Here is a 17,895-nt window from a genome sequence, read left to right as displayed (position 1 = left end):
GCAAAAGGCCGGCGTTCGGCGGTTTTCGCCTTTCCGGGTTGATCGGCATCCGATCCCCCTTCGTTCTTCCGTATTTCTTCATTCATCACGCGCGGCCGCATCGAACTTCTTCGTGCGCCGCATTTCCGTCTTGTGTCTGGCATCTCGGCGTTTTCGAACCGGTGATGCGACCGGGATCACGCGTCTTTTCCTAAAATCGCGGAACTCTTGCATTGCCGGAACCAGGGGCCGCATTGTGCCGTTCGCGCAGTTTCCAAGCTCACTGGGCGCCCCGTTCATGCCTCTTGACTTGAATTATCCCGATGGTGTCCAATTTTCGACATGGCTTTCGCGGAGAGGGTATCGATGGTCATGATCACCCGTCGGGCCGCGCCCTGAACCGGGGCTTAACCCGTTCGCATCGCTTGGCCCAAGCGTCATTTATCCCGGCTTCATCGATCTTCGAAGAAACGGGCTCCGTTCATGTAGCAGTCATGATAAGCAGTGCAAAAGGCTGAGCAAAACAGCCATAACTTTGTTTGGATCCAGAACCGAACCCATGTCTATTTCTAATCTTTCTCCGAGCCTTCCGCGCGAACCCGAGACGAAGCAGATCGATCACAACGATTCGATCCGCTCGACCTATCTTGCCATCGAGGACATCAAGGGGATTGGCGACGCGGTCGCCCGCGGCAGCGTCGACCGGCTGCCGGCTTTCGCCCCCTTCGATTTCTTCGCGCGCCATAAGGAAAACGAGAAGGAAATTCTGCGCGTCTACCGGACTACGGCGACCGACGTCGAAGCCGGCGAGACGATCACGCCGGCGGCAGAATGGCTGCTGGACAATCATTATATCGTCGAAGAGGCGATCCAGGAGGTGCGGCGCGACTTCCCCCGCCGCTTCTATCGCGAATTGCCGACCATGACCGTCGGCGGTGTCGAGGTGCCGCGCACGCTGGTACTTGCCTGGCTCTACGTCGCCCATACCCACAGCACGATCTCGCAGGAAAGCCTGACGGCGCTGGTCGACGGCTTTCAGGCCAGCGAGACGCTCAGGATCGGCGAACTCTGGGCGCTGCCTTCGCTTGTGCGTTACGTGCTGGTGGAGAACCTTCGCCGCATTTCCAGTCGTGTCGAAGCCAGCCGCCGTCTGCGCCGCCGCGCCAACGAGGCGGCCGACGAACTGGTGCGACTGTCCGATCCGGCGGCGGCGGCCAGCTATCTGAAAACGCTGGAACCGCTTGCCGAGGACAATACCTTCTCGACGCAGTTCCTCTATCGCATGCGTGACGGCTCGCAGACATCGAGTCTGGCAATTACCTGGCTCGACGAGCGGCTGGAAGAGCTTGGCCGCAATACAGAAGAGGCGACGACGGCAGAACACAGCCGTCTCTCTTCCGGCAACGTGACGATGGGCAACATCATCCGCAGCCTTCGCGAGATCGATGATGCCGAATGGTCGGTCTGGGTCGAGCAGGTCAGCCATGTCGACAAGCTGCTCTGGGAACATTCGGATTACGGCATCCTCGATTCCGGCTCGCGCAACAAATACCGCAAGCAGATCGAAAAGCTGGCCAAACGCTCGCCGCTGACGGAAATGCAAATCGCCCAGCTGGCGCTCGACATGACCGATGCCGCCAAGGCCTCCGACGAGCCGCAGCCGCATGAACCGAATGTCGGCGGTTTCCTGTCCGGCGCGCAGCGGCCGAAGCTCGAGGCGCGGGCGAATTATCGCCCGACGATGATCCAGCATTTCGTGCGCGCGGTGCGCCAGTTCAACTGGCTGGCAATCGCCGTGCCCGTCATGCTTTTGACGGTCATCGCCATGGCAATCGTCGGCCGGTTCATGGCCAATGCCGGCATGGGGCCGATCGAAATCGCCCTGCTGCTGCTGATGTTCTCACTGCCGGCGTCGGAGGGAGCGACGGGTCTCTTCAACACAGTGCTTTCCTTCTTCGTCACACCGGCGCGCCTCGTCGGCTACGAGTTCAAGGAAGGCATTCCGGAGGATGCGCGCACGCTGCTCGTCGTGCCCTGCCTGATCTCGAACCGCGACAGCGTCGACGATCACGTGCGCAATCTCGAGGTTCATTATCTCGCCAATCCGCGCGGCGAGCTCTATTTCGCGCTGCTCAGCGATTGGCCGGACAGCGAGGCCGAGGAAACGCCTGCCGATCTCGAGGTTCTCGATTATGCCAGGCGCGAGATTGCCAATCTTTCCGCCCGCTATGCCTATGACGGAAAGACGCGTTTCTATCTGCTGCATCGCCGCCGCCTCTACAATCCCTCCGAAGGTGTGTGGATGGGCTGGGAGCGCAAGCGCGGCAAGCTGCACGAGCTGAACATGCTGCTGCGCGGCGACCGCGACACGACCTATCTGCCGGGCGCCAACACCGTGCCCGCCAATGTGCAATATGTCATGACGCTCGATGCCGATACGCGCCTGATGCGCGATGCCGTCACCAAGCTCGTCGGCAAGCTCTATCATCCGATCAACCGCCCGGTCATCAATCCGAAAACCGGCCGTGTCGAAAGCGGCTACGGCGTGCTGCAGCCGCGCGTCACCCCGTCGCTGACGACGGGCAAGGACGCCTCGGTCTTCCAGCGCGTCTTTTCGATCAACCGCGGCCTCGACCCTTACGTCTTCACCGTTTCCGACGTCTATCAGGATCTCGCCGGCGAAGGCACCTTCACCGGCAAGGGCCTTTATCATGTCGATGCCTTCGAAGCGTCGCTGAAGGGCCGGATCGACGAAAACTCGGTGCTCAGCCACGATCTTCTCGAAGGCTCGATGGCGCGCTGCGCGCTCGTCACCGATCTCGAACTGGTCGAGGATTTCCCGATCCGCTACGAAGTCGAGACCTCGCGACAGCATCGCTGGGCGCGCGGCGACTGGCAGCTGCTGCCCTATATGTTCAATCCGAAATACGGCGTCACGGCGCTGGGCCGCTGGAAGATGTTCGACAATCTGCGCCGCTCGCTGACGCCGATCGCCTGGTTCTTCGCTTCCGTGCTCGGCTGGTATTTCATGGGTCCGCTCGGCGCCCTCATCTGGCAGATTCTGTTGATCTTCTGCCTGTTCGTCGCGCCGACGCTGTCGCTGATCAACGGCATCATTCCGCGCACCAGCGATATCATTGCCCGCGCCCATCTCTATACGGTCTGGTCCGATATCACCGCCGCCAATGCGCAGGTCGCACTGCGGATCGTCTTCATCGCCGATTCGGCTGCCATGATGGCCGATGCGATCGGCCGTTCGCTTTACCGCCTGTTCGTCAGCCGCAAGTTGATGCTGCAGTGGCGGACCGCCGCCAGCGTTCAGGCCGGCGGCCAGGGCACGCTGATCGCCTATTACAAGGCGATGTGGCATGCACCGGTGCTGGCGCTGCTGGCGCTTGGTTTTGCCGCCCTGCCCGGCGGCAGCGCCTTCGTCGTCGGCATTCCCTTCGCGCTGTTGTGGATCCTGTCGCCTGTCGTTGCCTGGTATGTCAGCCAGTCGGCAGAGACCGAGGATCGGCTCGAGGTCGCCGATTCGGTATCGAGCGAACTGCGCAAGATCGCCCGGCGCACCTGGCGTTATTTCGAGACCTTCACCACCGCCGAGCAGAACTATCTGCCGCCGGACAATATCCAGGAAACGCCGCATGTCATTGTCGCGGCGCGTACCTCGCCGACCAATATCGGCGTCTATCTGCTCTCCGTCGTTTCCGGCCGGCAATTCGGCTGGTTCTCCTTCGAGGAGACGCTCGAGCGGCTGGAACAGACGATTTCGACGATCGACAGAATGGAGAAATTCCGCGGCCATCTGTTCAACTGGTATCACACCGATACGCTACAGACGCTCGGGCCGCGTTATGTCTCGGCCGTCGACAGCGGCAATCTCGCCGGCCATCTGATCGCCATATCGTCCGCCTGCCGCAACTGGGCCGAGGCGCCGTCCGCCCATATGCAGGGCAATCTCGACGGCGTCGGCGATACAGCCGGCATTCTGGGTGAAGTGCTGGCGGACCTGCCCGATGACCGCAAGACCGTGCGGCCGCTGCGCCGGCGGCTGGAGGAACGCATCGTCGGCTTCCAGAACGCGCTTGCCGCCGTCAAGCGCGAGCATGAATTCGCCTCGATCCGCATCATCAACCTCGCCGTTCTCGCGCGCGACATCGAGAAGCTCGCCGCCAATCTCGACCATGAGGTCAAGTCGAAGCAGAGTGAAGAGGTCACCCAATGGGCGGCCTCGCTGGTAAAGGTTTGCGAGGCGCATATTTCAGACAGCACTTTCGACCTCTCCAAGGTCGATGCGCTCAGGCCGCGCCTGGTGGCACTGCGTGACAAGGCCCGCGATCTCGCCTTCTCGATGGATTTCGGCTTCCTGTTCCGGCCGGAGCGGCGCCTGCTGTCGATCGGCTACCGCGTCGAAAGCGGTGAACTCGACCAGGCCTGCTACGACCTTCTCGCTTCGGAATGCCGCCTGACCAGCCTGTTCGGCATTGCCAAGGGCGATCTTCCGACAGAGCACTGGTACCGCCTCGGCCGCCAGGTCGTGCCTGTGGGATCGCGCGGCGCGCTGGTCTCCTGGTCCGGCTCGATGTTCGAATATCTGATGCCGCCGCTCGTCATGCAGGAACGCGGCGGAGGCATTCTCAACCAGACCAACAATCTGGTCGTCGTCGAGCAGATGAATTACGCCCGCAAGCTCGGCATTCCGTGGGGCATTTCGGAAGCGGCCTTCAATGCCCGCGACCATAACCTCAACTATCAGTACACGAATTTCGGCGTGCCGACGCTCGGCCTGAAGCGCGGCCTCGGCCACAATGCCGTCATCGCGCCTTACGCCTCGCTGCTTGCCAGCCAGTACGACCCGCCGGGCGCGCTCGAAAACCTGCAGCGGCTGCGCAAGGTCGGTGCGCTCGGCAAGTTCGGCTTCCACGATGCCGTCGACTTCACGCCGACGCGCGTGCCGGAAGGCAAGAAATGCGCGGTGGTCTACAATTATTATGCCCACCATCACGGCATGTCGATCGCAGCCGTCGCCAACGTCGCATTCAACGGCCATCTGCGTGAACTCTTCCACGCCGATCCGGTCATCGAGGCAGCGGAGCTGCTGTTGCAAGAAAAGGCGCCGCGCGACATTCCGGTCATGAGCGGCAAGCATGAATCCGACACGCCAGCCAGCATCCAGGACGATCTGCTGCGGCCGGAGATCAGGAAGATCAGCGACCCGGCTTCGCGTGACCGCGAACTGGTGTTCCTGTCGAACGGCCATTATTCGCTGATGCTGACGGCGACGGGTGCTGGTTATTCCCGGTGGAACGGCCTTTCTGTTTCCCGCTGGAAAGCCGATCCGACCGAAGACCGCTGGGGCAGCTTCATCTTCCTGCGCGATACCGCCACGAATGAATGGTGGTCGACGACATCGGAGCCGAAGGGTGTCGAGGGCGAAAAGATCAAGGTCGAATTCGCCGACGAGAAGGCGCAGTTCACCAAGACGGTCGGCGACCTCACAAGCGAGGTGGAGTGCATCATTGCGACCGAGCATGATGCCGAGGCCCGCCGCGTCACCTTGCTCAACATGGGCACGGAAGACCGTTTCATCGAAGTCACCTCCTATCTCGAACCGGTGATCACCTCCGACGATACCGACAATGCGCATCCGGCATTCGCCCGGATGTTCGTCAAGACCGAGATCGGCAAGCGCGGCGACGTCATCCGCGCCGAACGCAACAAGCGCGATCCGAACGAGCCGAACATCAGCATCGCTCATCTGATCGTCGACAATGCCGGCGATACCCGCCACACGGAGTTCGAGACCGACCGGCGCAAGTTCATCGGCCGCGGCCGCAGCCTTGCCGATGCGGCAGCCTTTGAGCCGGGGGCGGCGCTTTCCGGCAGCGACGGCTTCATGCTCGATCCGGTGATGTCGCTGCGTCGCACCGTCCGCGTGCCGGCCGGCAAGAAAGTCAGCGTGATCTTCTGGACCATCGCAGCGCCGAGCCGCGACGAAGTCGACAAGGCGGTCAATCGTTACCGCCATCCCGACGCCTTCACCCACGAACTGGTCCAGGCCTGGACGCGCACACAGGTGCAAATGCGCCATGTCGGGGTCACCTCGCAGCAAGCGGCGGCCTTCCAGCATCTCGGCCGCTACCTCGTCTATCCCGACATGCAGCTGCGCAAGGACGAAGCGACCGTCGAGGCCGGCCTGCAGTCGCAATCGGCGCTCTGGCCGCTGGCGATCTCCGGTGATTTCCCGATCTTCACGCTGCGCATCAACGATGACATGGATCTCGAAATCGCCCGTGAGGCACTGCTGGCGCAGGAATATTTGCGCTCGCGCGGCGTCACCGCCGACCTCGTCATCATGAACGAACGCGCCTCTTCCTATGCGCAGGACATGCAGCACGCGCTCGACGCCATGTGCGAGAATGTGCGCCGCATGGGCCAGGCCGACGGCTTGCGCCAGCATATCTTTGCGGTTCGCAAGGACCTGATGGAGGAGAGCACCTATCATGCGCTGATCGCGGCTTCCCGCGTCACGCTGCATACGAAGAACGGCAAGGTCGTCGACCAGATCAACCGCGCCGTGGCGCTGTTTGCACCCTCCAAGGAGGAACTGCAGGAGATGGAACGGGCCGAGCGCAACAAGGTCCCGGTCAAGCGCGTCGCGCCGGTGCCGCCACCCGTCGTGCCCGCCGTCGTCATCGAGGAAGAGGGCGATCTCGACTTCTGGAACGGCATCGGCGGCTTTGCCCGCGACGGACGTGAATATGTCGTTCGCCTGCCCGGCGGCCACGCGACGCCGCAGCCCTGGATCAATGTGATCTCCAATGACAGGTTCGGCTTCCACGTCTCGGCCGAGGGCGCCGGCTTTACCTGGAGCGCCAATTCGCGCGACTATCAGCTGACCTCCTGGTCGAATGATGCGGTGATCAACCGTTCGGGTGAGGCCTTCTATCTCGCCGATCTCGACAGCGGTGCGGTCATGACGCCGTTCGCAGCGCTTTCGCGCCGCCCGGACATCCGTTTCGAAGCCCGCCACGGGCTCGGCTATTCGGTTTTCTCCAGCGTTCAGCACGATATCGCGCTGGAGATGACGCAGACGATCGACCGCGAAAGGCCGGTGAAGCTGCAACGCCTGCGCCTGCGCAACACCGGTTCGACCAGCCGCAGGCTGCGTCTCTACGGTTATGTCGAGTGGATTCTCGGCGCCAATGCGGCACGCACCGCGCCCTTCATCCTGTCTCGATATGACGAGGAAACAGGGGCGCTGTTTGCCACCAATCCCTACAGCATCGATTATTCCAACCGCACCGCCTTCTTCGCGGCGAGCGAGGCGCTTTCGAGCTTCTCGGCAAGCCGGCGCGAATTCGTCGGCAAGGCGGGAACGATCCAGGCGCCGCAGGCGGTCATCTCCGCCGCCTCGCTTTCCGGCACGGCCGACCTCGACGGTGATCCGGCCGCGGCCCTTGCGATCGACGTCGAGCTTGACGCCGGCGAGGAGCGCGACTTCTTCTTCTTCCTCGGCGATACGCCGACGGAGGAAGAAGCGCGCAGCGTCATTGCCGATATCCGCAAGGCTTCGTTCGATGATGCCGTCGAGGCGAACCGGGCCTTCTGGCGGGATTTTACCGGCAGGCTGCAGATATCGACGCCGGATCGCGGGATGAACAATCTCGTCAACACCTGGCTGCCCTATCAGAGCCTCGGCTGCCGCATCATGGCCCGCACCGCCTTCTACCAGGCAAGCGGCGCCTTCGGCTTCCGCGATCAGCTGCAGGACACGCTGGCCTTCGTGCTGCACGAACCCAAGCTTGCCCGCGGGCAGATCCTGAATGCCGCCTCGCGCCAATTCCGCGAAGGCGACGTGCAGCATTGGTGGCTGCCGGGAACAGGTGCGGGCGTGCGCACATTGATCTCGGATGACGTCGTCTGGCTCAGCCATGCGATCCATCATTATTGCAGCGTCACCGGCGATAAGAGCGTGCTCGACGAGCAGATCGCCTTCCTGGAAGGGCCGGCGCTGCTCGAAGGCCAGCACGACTCCTTCTACAAGCCGGAGATTTCCGAGGACAAGGCGAGCGTCTACGAGCACGCGGCGCTGGCGCTCGATCTCGCCATAGCCCGCAAGGGGACAAACGGCCTGCCGCTGTTCCTTGGCGGCGACTGGAACGACGGCATGAACCGCGTCGGCATCGGCGGGCGCGGCACCAGCGTCTGGCTCGGCTGGTTCCTCGCCGGCGCCTTGCGCTCCTTCATTCCCTATGCCGAAGAGCGCGGTGACACGGCGCGTGTGGAGCGCTGGTCGGCGCATCTCACCGAGCTGAAGAAGGCGCTCGAAACCGCGGCCTGGGACGGCGGCTACTATCGCCGCGGCACGTTCGACGACGGTGCGCTGCTCGGCTCCAAGGAAAGCCCCGAATGCCGGATCGATTCGATTGCGCAGTCATGGAGCGTGCTGTCGGGCGAGGGTGATCCAGCCCGCGCGGTCACGGCGATGGAAGCCGTGCTCGACCAGCTGGTCGACGAGGATGCCCGCATCATCCGGCTGTTCACGCCGCCCTTTATCAATTCCGCCAGGGATCCCGGCTATATCAAGGCCTATCCGCCGGGTGTGCGCGAAAATGGCGGGCAATATACCCATGCCGCGACCTGGGTGGTGATGGCGCTGGCGGAGCTGAAGCGGGGCGATGACGCGTTGCGCTGCTTCCAGATCCTCAACCCGATCACCCATGCGCTCGACAAGGCTTCGGCGGAAGAATACCGCGTCGAACCCTATGTCGTGGCGGCCGACGTCTACGGGCATGAACCCTATTCGTCGCGCGGCGGCTGGACCTGGTATACCGGCTCTGCTGGCTGGCTTTACCGCGCCGCCGTCGAGGGCATCCTCGGCATCCGGCTGAAGGGCGGGAAGCTTTATGTGCGGCCGTCGCTCCCGTCGGAATGGGACGGTTTTGCGGCAGAGGTTGAACAGGCCGGCGGCAAATACCGCATTTCGGTCTCAAAAGCGTCCAATGACAGCGGCTACACTCTGTCAGTCAACGGCTGCGAAGTCACCGATCCCGAAGAGGGATATCCGCTCGGATAACAGCGTTCTCCACGCTGAAAAACACGGCGATTCGCGACGGCCAAAAGGGAACCCTTTTGGCCGTCGTCGCGTTTGCAAATCGGACAACAGGAGACACCCCTATGGCAAGCACGCGGACCGAAGCCATCGGCACCGAGCGCAGTTCCTTCTCCGCCGCTGCACCGCAGCGCGATACCCGGCTAGACGTCTTGCGTGGCCTCGCCCTGATCATGATCTTCATCAATCATGTTCCCGGACAGATCTTCGAATATGTGACGACAAAGAATTTCGGCTTCTCCGATGCCGCCGAGGCCTTCGTGCTGATCTCCGGCATTGCCGTCGGCCTTGCCTATGGTTCCGGGTTCCGGCCGGGTAACCGGCTCAAGATGGCGCTCAAGGCGGTCAAGCGCGCCTTCACGCTCTATCTCGCTCATATGATCACCACCTTCATGACGCTGGCACTGTTCATCTGCGGCGCCTGGCTGTTTCACCGGCCGGGCTTGCTGGTCGAAATCAATATTCTCGCGCTGCTGATGAACCTGAAGGAAGGTATTCCGGCGCTGCTGCTGCTCGGCCACCAGATCGGCTATAACAATATCCTGCCGATGTACGGCGCGTTGATGCTGATGGTGCCGATCATCCTGCTCCTGAATGCACGCAGCCCGCTGCTGGCGCTCGCCGTCTCCGGCACGGTCTGGCTGCTTGCGGGCATCTACCAGGTGGCGCCGCACAACATGCTGATCGAGAGCTACTGGTTCCTCAATCCGCTTTCCTGGCAGTTCCTGTTTGCGATCGGCATTGTTTCGATGCTGCATATCAAGCGGGGCGGCACGATCCCGCGGCATCCGCTGCTGCTTGCGATTGCGGCCGCTTACGTCGCGCTGTCCTTCATCTGGGTGACCGGCCATCTCTGGGCCCTCGGCAATTCACTGGCAGCCCTTGGCCTGCCGACCGTCATCACCGGTTTCGACAAGACCTTCCTGTCGCTACCGCGGCTGTTGCATGTGCTGGCGCTGACCTATCTCGTCATCAGCATTCCGGCGTTCTCGCGCATTCTGCGCCGTCCTGCAGACCATCCGCTGACCATTCTCGGCCGCCATTCGCTGAACATCTTCGTCGCCGGCACGATCCTCGCCATGATCGGTCAGGTGGTGCTCTATATCACCAACAAAGACCCGCTGGTCGGTCCGCTCTTCGTGATCGCCGGCATCGCGACGCAATTCGCCTATGCCTATTACCTCGAACGCAAGCGCCGAGAGAGCAAGGTCAAGGGGAAACTCGTCACCGAGCCCGCCACCATCCCGGTGCCCGTCCGCATCGGCGGAACGGCAAACGCCTATCGCCGCAACGATCGGAAATAAATCTCGGACGTACCTGTGAGATGAAGGAGCCGGTGGCCGATGGCCGCCGGCTCAATTTTTATGGGTGAGGATGTTCACCAGCTTGCCCAGGGGATCGCGCACATAAAAGCGCCTGACGCCCCAGGGCTCGTCGACCGGGCCGTATTCGATCGGAAAGCCGGCAGCCGACATTGCCTCGAACACGGCATCGAGATCGTCAACCTCGATCGAGAGATCCGGCACCGGTGTTCCGGAACCGCCCTCGCTGGCGATGCTGAGCTGGATGTTCATCGGCCTCGCAGCACCGAATGTGGTGATCCAGCCGTGATCCATGATGACGTCAAGACCGAGGATCTCCTGATAGAAGCGCCGGGCCGGGGTGATATCAGGGGCTTCGATGTTGGCGACGATGCGCAGGACCTTCATGGGTGTTTCTCCTGTGCTTGGGGACAGGCGGAAGTTAGGGGAGGATCGGTGGGGCATCAAGCGATATGGCTTACACATGCCGTGTGGCACCCCCCTCTGCCCTGCCGGGCATCTCCCCCACAAGGAGGGAGATCGGCAAGAGGTGGGAACTTCGGTCCCTCTCTGCCGTATCGAAATACCTATGCGGTGGTTGGCTGGGGGAAACCATCACGCCCATCCAATCTCCCCACCTGTGGGGGAGATGCCCGGCAGGGCAGAGGGGGGTGCCACACGGCATGTGGCTAGTGCGTGTCGTCGTAGCGTTTTGGGAGTCCTTAAACGTGGCGTCGAGTTCGATGCGCAACCCAACCCCTATCCAAACAAAAAGGCCGGAAGGGTGCTACCCTTCCGGCCCTTGTCTTGAAACGCGAAGCGATCAGGCGGCTTCGGTGGTATGAGCCCTGCGAACCTCTTCGTCCGTCAAGATGCCGCTGGCGCGCAGCAGGGCGGCGAAGCGGCCGTTGCTGTGGCTGAGCTCGTCGAAGCTGCCCTGTTCGACGACGCGGCCGTCATCCAGGAAGAGCACCATATCGGCTTCGCGGACTGTCGACAGGCGGTGGGCGATGATGAAGGTGGTGCGGTTCTCACGCAGATTGTCGATCGCGGCCTTGACGCGGTTTTCGGTCTCGACGTCGAGCGCCGAGGTCGCCTCGTCGAGCACCAGGATCGGCGCGTCCTTGAGGATGGCGCGGGCAATGGCGATACGCTGGCGCTCGCCGCCGGAGAGCTTGTTGCCGCGCTCGCCGACATGCGTATCGTAGCGATCCTGACGGGTCTCGATGAAATCGGCGGCGGCGGCGGCTTCGGCCGCACGGCGCATTTCCTCTTCGCTGGCACCTTCGCGACCAAGGCGGATATTTTCGCTGATCGAACGGTTCAGCAGGCCCGCATCTTGGAAGACCGTGGCGATGTGGCGGCGCAGCGACTTGCGGGTCACCTTGGTGATATCGTTGCCGTCGACGAGGATCTGGCCATCCTGGGGGTCGTAAACGCGCTGCAGCAGGTTGACGAGCGTCGTCTTGCCGGCGCCGGTCGGGCCGACGATCGCAACCGTCTGGCCTGCCTTCACCGAGAAGGAGACATTGTGCAGGCCCTGCGAGCTGTTGCCGAAGCCGAAGGAGACGTCACGGAACTCGATTGCACCCTTGACGTCCTTGATCTCGCCGTTGCCGGCCGGTTCTTCGCGCTCACGCACCGAGTCTTCCAGCGCATAGAATTCCTCGAGCTTGGAACGGGCCTCGAAAATCTGCGTGGCGAACTGGCGCATCAGATCGAGGCGGCCGATCAACAGGTTGGCAAAGCCGATGAAGGCGATGACGTCGCCGACGCGCAGCTGGCCGGCCTGAACGAGCATGGTGCCGATGATCAGGACCACCATCATGGCAATGGTCGATGCCATACGGTTCAGTGCGCTGGCAATCGCCCACCAGTCGAGCACCGGATATTGGGCTTCGAGCAGGCGGTCGGCGAAGGATTTCAGCGCCCGGGTTTCAGCCTCGATGCGATTGTAGCTGTGCAGGACCGAAACGTTGCTGATCGAGTCGCTGACATGCGAAAAGACGGTATGATAATGGTTTTCGACCGAAGCCTGGCCGTCTTTGGTGCGGCTCATGACGACGCGGCCGATCAGCCAGTAGGCGACGGCGAGCACCATGAGCACGGCGGAAAGGCGCAGGTCCATCGACATTGCGGTCGGGATCAGAAGAGCAAGCGCGATGACCGTCGACAGGTGGTTACGCATGAATTCCAGCCAGAGGCCGAACAGCGTTTCGCAGGCGCGCAGCAATGTATGCAGCGCGTTGGAGGTACCGCGCTGATGGTGCCAGCCAAGCGGCATGGAAATGATCCGGCCAAAGGCTTCCGTCAGCAGCGTTGCCCGCCGGCCATGGGCCAGCCGGTCTGCCTCGCGGGCGACCAGGACGAAGGCAATCGTGTTGAAAACGGCGAAAGTCGCCCACATGAAAAGGATAGGCTTGACCTCACCCTTGCCGGAAATCGCATCGATAATGCGACCGAACAGGATCGGCTCCGCGATGGTAATCGTCGCCAGAACGATGTTTGCCACCACGACCAGGGATACGCGCAGCTTGTAGGCGCCAAGATAGCGCAGAGCTCTTGCATAGACCTTGAATAGTGTCACGTCGAACCTCTTGTGCATCTGCGAAACGGGATGATGCGATGCTACAAAAGGCTACCTGAACCGGCGATTAACGGCGCATTCGGGGGGCGATCCAATCGACGATTAACCCAAATGTACTATCGCAGGATGCGACGAGATTGACTATGGCAACCCAACTGCGGCTCGGTTATATCCCGCGACAATTTGCGCTTGCATTTTAATAAAAGTTTAGCGCAGCATTAAAATTAGAGACTGCATTTTTTGAGAAGACCGTTTCGCGACCCATCTGACAAGCCGCCGACGGCCTCGATGCGGGCATCACGTCCGGGCAAGGGGCATTTTTGTGAATATTAATTTGCTGATTCAGTTGCTTATAATTCTGGAAGAAACTTCGCACCCTCGGGCCGTGGTCACCGAGCTGGAGCAGGTAATCGAGGATTGCGGCTTCGAATATTACGGCCTGCATCGCCATTTGCCGCAAAATCCGGCGCAGCGGCATCCGGAACCACGGGCTGCGACGCTTGCCGGCCGCTGGCCGGAACAATGGCCGCAAATCTATACGGCGAAGAAATATGCCCTGATCGATCCGATGGTGCGTTATCTCGCCCATGCGCAGCGGCCTTTCCGCTGGCGGGAAAGTTTGGCAGCCTTCGGCAAGGATGCGCAGCAGCGCCGCATGGAGCAGATGATGGTCGATGCCTTCGGTCACGGACTGGAAGACGGCTATATCTTTCCCATCCACGGACGGAACGGCATTCTCGGCAGCCTCAGTCTCGCCGGCAAACCTGTCGAGCTTTCGCCGGTGGAGATCGCTCTGTTTGAGGCAGTGGCGCGCAAGAGCTTCTGGCGATTGCTCGAACTGAAAGACGAGGCTCAGGCGCTGGAAACCGTCCTGCCGGCCGACACCCCGCTGACGCGACGCGAAATGGAGATCCTGCATTATCTCGCCGAAGGCATGACCTCGATGGAAATCAGCAAGATGCTGAAGATCTCAAACCACACAGTCGACTGGTATATGAACGGCTTGCAGAACAAGCTGAAAGCGAAAAACCGGCAGCAGGCGGTAGCGCTTGCCTTCCGTCACCGCCTGATAAGCTAAAGCATGACACCGACATATCAGCGAATTTCATGCTATTTCTCTGATTTCGTTAATGAATCAGATTTAAGCCGCTCCGGCACTCGCATCGAATTTCAATGATGCGCGCGCTTTAGCTTTGTTTTTGCATGTCTTTCTCCCGAACCGCCGCACACGTCCGGGCGAGATGCATAGGAATGGCGAGAAATTGCATTTCGCAGTCGCAAGAGAAATTGAACTTCTTGTGACAAGAAGTTAAGAATTTCCTTCGCGGGTGCAGCATGCCCGCGTCTGAACGTCTGAGGAGACCGTTTTGCCCATTTCCAAGATTCTCGTTGCCAATCGCTCCGAAATTGCCATTCGCGTGTTCCGCGCGGCCAACGAGCTTGGAATAAAAACCGTGGCGATCTGGGCAGAAGAGGACAAACTGGCGCTACACCGCTTCAAGGCGGACGAAAGCTATCAGGTCGGCCGCGGCCCGCATCTTGCGCGTGATCTCGGACCGATCGAAAGCTATCTGTCGATCGACGAGGTGATCCGCGTCGCCAAGCTTTCGGGCGCCGACGCCATTCATCCGGGTTACGGCCTGCTGTCGGAAAGCCCCGAATTCGTCGATGCCTGCAACGAGGCCGGCATCATCTTCATCGGCCCGAAGGGCGACACGATGCGCCAGCTCGGCAACAAGGTTGCGGCCCGCAATCTGGCGATCTCGGTCGGCGTGCCCGTCGTGCCGGCGACCGAGCCGCTGCCAGACGATATGGCCGTCGTGGCGAAGATGGCGAAAGAGATCGGTTATCCCGTCATGCTGAAGGCCTCCTGGGGTGGCGGCGGGCGCGGCATGCGCGCCATCCGCGATCCGAAGGATCTCGCCCGTGAGGTGACCGAGGCCAAGCGCGAGGCGATGGCGGCCTTCGGCAAGGACGAGGTCTATCTGGAAAAGCTCGTCGAGCGCGCCCGCCACGTCGAAAGCCAGGTTCTCGGCGATACACACGGCAATGTCGTGCATCTGTTCGAGCGTGACTGCTCGATCCAGCGCCGCAACCAGAAGGTCGTCGAGCGCGCGCCGGCCCCCTATCTCTCGGAAGCGCAACGCCAGGAGCTTGCCGCCTATTCGCTGAAGATCGCCGCGGCGACCAACTATATCGGCGCCGGCACCGTCGAATATCTGATGGATGCCGATACCGGCAAATTCTACTTCATCGAAGTCAATCCGCGCATCCAGGTCGAGCATACGGTGACCGAAGTCGTCACCGGCATCGACATCGTCAAGGCGCAGATCCACATTCTTGACGGCGCCGCGATCGGGACGCCGGAATCAGGCGTTCCGGCTCAGGCCGACATCCGCCTCAACGGCCACGCGCTGCAATGCCGCATCACCACCGAAGATCCGGAGCACAACTTCATTCCGGATTACGGCCGCATCACCGCCTATCGCTCGGCCTCCGGTTTCGGCATCCGCCTCGACGGCGGCACTTCCTATTCGGGCGCCATCATCACCCGCTATTACGATCCGCTGCTCGTCAAGGTCACGGCCTGGGCGCCGAATCCGTCGGAAGCGATCAGCCGCATGGACCGGGCGCTACGCGAATTCCGCATCCGCGGCGTTGCCACCAACCTGACCTTCCTCGAAGCGATCATCGGCCATCCGAAATTCCGCGACAACAGCTACACCACACGCTTCATCGACACGACGCCGGAGCTCTTCCAGCAGGTCAAGCGCCAGGACCGCGCGACGAAGCTCTTGACCTATCTCGCCGACGTCACCGTCAACGGCCATCCCGAGGCCAAGGACCGGCCGCGGCCATTGGAAAACGCCGCCCAGCCGGTGGTGCCCTATGCCAATGGCAATGGCGTCAAGGACGGCACCAAGCAGCTGCTCGACACGCTCGGCCCGAAGAAGTTCGGCGAATGGATGCGCAACGAGAAGCGCGTGCTGCTGACCGACACGACGATGCGTGACGGCCATCAGTCGCTGCTCGCCACCCGCATGCGCACCTATGACATCGCCCGCATCGCCGGCACCTATGCGCATGCGCTGCCGAACCTCCTATCGCTCGAATGCTGGGGTGGCGCCACCTTCGACGTCTCGATGCGCTTCCTGACGGAAGATCCGTGGGAGCGCCTGGCGCTGATCCGCGAGGGCGCGCCGAACCTGCTGCTGCAGATGTTGCTGCGCGGCGCCAACGGTGTCGGCTACACCAACTATCCCGACAATGTCGTCAAGTACTTCGTCCGCCAGGCGGCCCGCGGCGGCATCGATCTCTTCCGCGTCTTCGACTGCCTGAACTGGGTCGAGAACATGCGGGTGTCGATGGATGCGATCGCCGAGGAGAACAAGCTCTGCGAGGCGGCGATCTGCTATACCGGCGATATTCTGAACTCGGCCCGTCCGAAATACGACCTGAAATATTATACCGATCTTGCGGTCGAGCTGGAAAAGGCCGGTGCCCACATCATCGCGCTCAAGGACATGGCCGGCCTGCTGAAGCCAGCGGCGGCAAAGGTTCTGTTCAAGGCGCTGCGCGAAGCGACCAGTCTGCCGATCCATTTCCACACGCATGACACGTCGGGCATTGCGGCGGCGACCGTCCTTGCCGCGGTCGACGCCGGCGTCGATGCCGTCGATGCGGCGATGGATGCTCTATCGGGCAACACCTCGCAGCCCTGTCTCGGCTCGATCGTCGAGGCGCTGCGCGGTACGGAGCGCGATCCGGGCCTCGATCCGGAATGGATCCGCCGCGTCTCCTTCTATTGGGAAGCGGTGCGCAACCAGTATGCTGCCTTCGAAAGCGATCTGAAGGGTCCGGCATCGGAAGTCTATCTGCATGAAATGCCGGGCGGTCAGTTCACCAATCTCAAGGAACAGGCCCGTTCGCTGGGTCTGGAGACCCGCTGGCACCGGGTGGCGCAGGCCTATGCCGACGCCAACCAGATGTTCGGCGATATCGTCAAGGTAACGCCGTCCTCCAAGGTCGTCGGCGACATGGCGCTGATGATAGTGAGCCAGGACCTGACGGTCGCCGATGTCGTCAGCCCCGAGCGGGAAGTCTCCTTCCCGGAATCGGTGGTATCGATGCTGAAGGGCGATCTCGGCCAGCCGCCGTCGGGATGGCCGCAAGCGCTGCAGAAGAAGGCGCTGAAGGGCGACAAGCCCTATACGGTGCGTCCCGGCTCGCTGCTCGCCGATGCCGACCTCGATGCGGAGCGCAAAGTCATCGAGACGAAGCTGGAACGTGAGATCAGCGACTTCGAATTCGCCTCCTACCTGATGTACCCGAAGGTCTTCACCGACTTCGCGCTCGCCTCCGATACCTACGGCCCGGTTTCGGTGCTGCCGACGCCTGCCTATTTCTACGGGCTTGGGGATGGCGAAGAGCTGTTTGCCGATATTGAACGCGGCAAGACGCTCGTCATCGTCAACCAGGCGATGAGCGCGACCGACAGCCAGGGCATGGTGACCATCTTCTTCGAGCTCAACGGCCAGCCGCGCCGCATCAAGGTGCCGGACCGGGCCCATGGGGCGACGGGGGCAGCCGTGCGCCGCAAGGCCGAACCCGGCAATGCCGTCCATGTCGGTGCGCCGATGCCGGGCGTCATCTCACGCGTCTTCGTCTCTTCGGGCCAGGCCGTCAGTGCCGGCGACGTGCTCGTCTCGATCGAGGCGATGAAGATGGAAACGGCGCTGCACGCGGAAAAGGACGGCACCATCGCCGAAGTGTTGGTCAAGGCGGGCGACCAGATCGACGCCAAGGACCTGCTCGTCGTCTATGGCGGTTGAGCAATCGGCGGCTGTTCTGGAGCCGCCGATCTACAGCCAATCACCCGATTGTGTATTGATCGGGCTGCTAAAAAGCTGATT

General features: G+C 61.8%; 6 protein-coding genes. 4 read left to right on the top strand and 2 right to left on the bottom strand.

The window, feature by feature from the left end; all coding sequences use genetic code 11:
* Window positions 1-538 precede the first annotated feature (538 nt).
* Together RLEG4DRAFT_RS32150 and RLEG4DRAFT_RS32145 are read left to right on the top strand one after the other, a co-directional pair.
* Window positions 539-9,058 carry a GH36-type glycosyl hydrolase domain-containing protein gene (locus RLEG4DRAFT_RS32150; protein ID WP_003583077.1) on the top strand — a complete coding sequence of 2,840 codons (8,520 nt, stop codon included), beginning with the start codon at window positions 539-541 and terminating at the stop codon, window positions 9,056-9,058.
* 101 nt (window positions 9,059-9,159) lie between these two features.
* Complete coding sequence (locus tag RLEG4DRAFT_RS32145) at window positions 9,160-10,398, top strand: OpgC family protein (protein WP_003583075.1); 1,239 nt, start codon at window positions 9,160-9,162, stop codon at window positions 10,396-10,398.
* Between the two features lie 51 nt (window positions 10,399-10,449).
* Here the strand turns inward: RLEG4DRAFT_RS32145 and RLEG4DRAFT_RS32140 are convergent, their stop codons facing one another.
* Both RLEG4DRAFT_RS32140 and RLEG4DRAFT_RS32135 read right to left on the bottom strand, forming a co-directional pair.
* Window positions 10,450-10,803 carry a VOC family protein gene (locus RLEG4DRAFT_RS32140; RefSeq protein WP_003583073.1) on the bottom strand — a complete coding sequence of 118 codons (354 nt, stop codon included), beginning with the start codon at window positions 10,801-10,803 and terminating at the stop codon, window positions 10,450-10,452.
* Between the two features lie 415 nt (window positions 10,804-11,218).
* Window positions 11,219-12,982, bottom strand: a complete 1,764-nt coding sequence (locus RLEG4DRAFT_RS32135) for a glucan ABC transporter ATP-binding protein/ permease (protein ID WP_003583072.1) — start codon at window positions 12,980-12,982, stop codon at window positions 11,219-11,221.
* Window positions 12,983-13,304: 322 nt separating this feature from the next.
* On the opposite strand from RLEG4DRAFT_RS32135, the gene RLEG4DRAFT_RS32130 reads away from it, so the two are divergent.
* Window positions 13,305-14,060 carry a LuxR family transcriptional regulator gene (locus RLEG4DRAFT_RS32130; RefSeq protein WP_003583069.1) on the top strand — a complete coding sequence of 252 codons (756 nt, stop codon included), beginning with the start codon at window positions 13,305-13,307 and terminating at the stop codon, window positions 14,058-14,060.
* 289 nt (window positions 14,061-14,349) lie between these two features.
* Window positions 14,350-17,814 carry a pyruvate carboxylase gene (pyc, locus tag RLEG4DRAFT_RS32125; protein ID WP_003583067.1) on the top strand — a complete coding sequence of 1,155 codons (3,465 nt, stop codon included), beginning with the start codon at window positions 14,350-14,352 and terminating at the stop codon, window positions 17,812-17,814.
* Window positions 17,815-17,895 lie beyond the last annotated feature (81 nt).

This window comes from Rhizobium leguminosarum bv. trifolii WSM2297 (genome assembly GCF_000271845.1).
Note: the sequence above shows the minus strand (reverse complement) of the source record. Positions and strands in the feature narration are given on the sequence as shown.

Coding starts and splice junctions, on each gene's coding strand:
- RLEG4DRAFT_RS32150 (WP_003583077.1), top strand. CDS start 539: ATGTCTATTTCTAATCTTTCTCCGAGCCTTCCGCGCGAACCCGAGACG.
- RLEG4DRAFT_RS32145 (WP_003583075.1), top strand. CDS start 9,160: ATGGCAAGCACGCGGACCGAAGCCATCGGCACCGAGCGCAGTTCCTTC.
- RLEG4DRAFT_RS32140 (WP_003583073.1), bottom strand. CDS start 10,803: ATGAAGGTCCTGCGCATCGTCGCCAACATCGAAGCCCCTGATATCACC.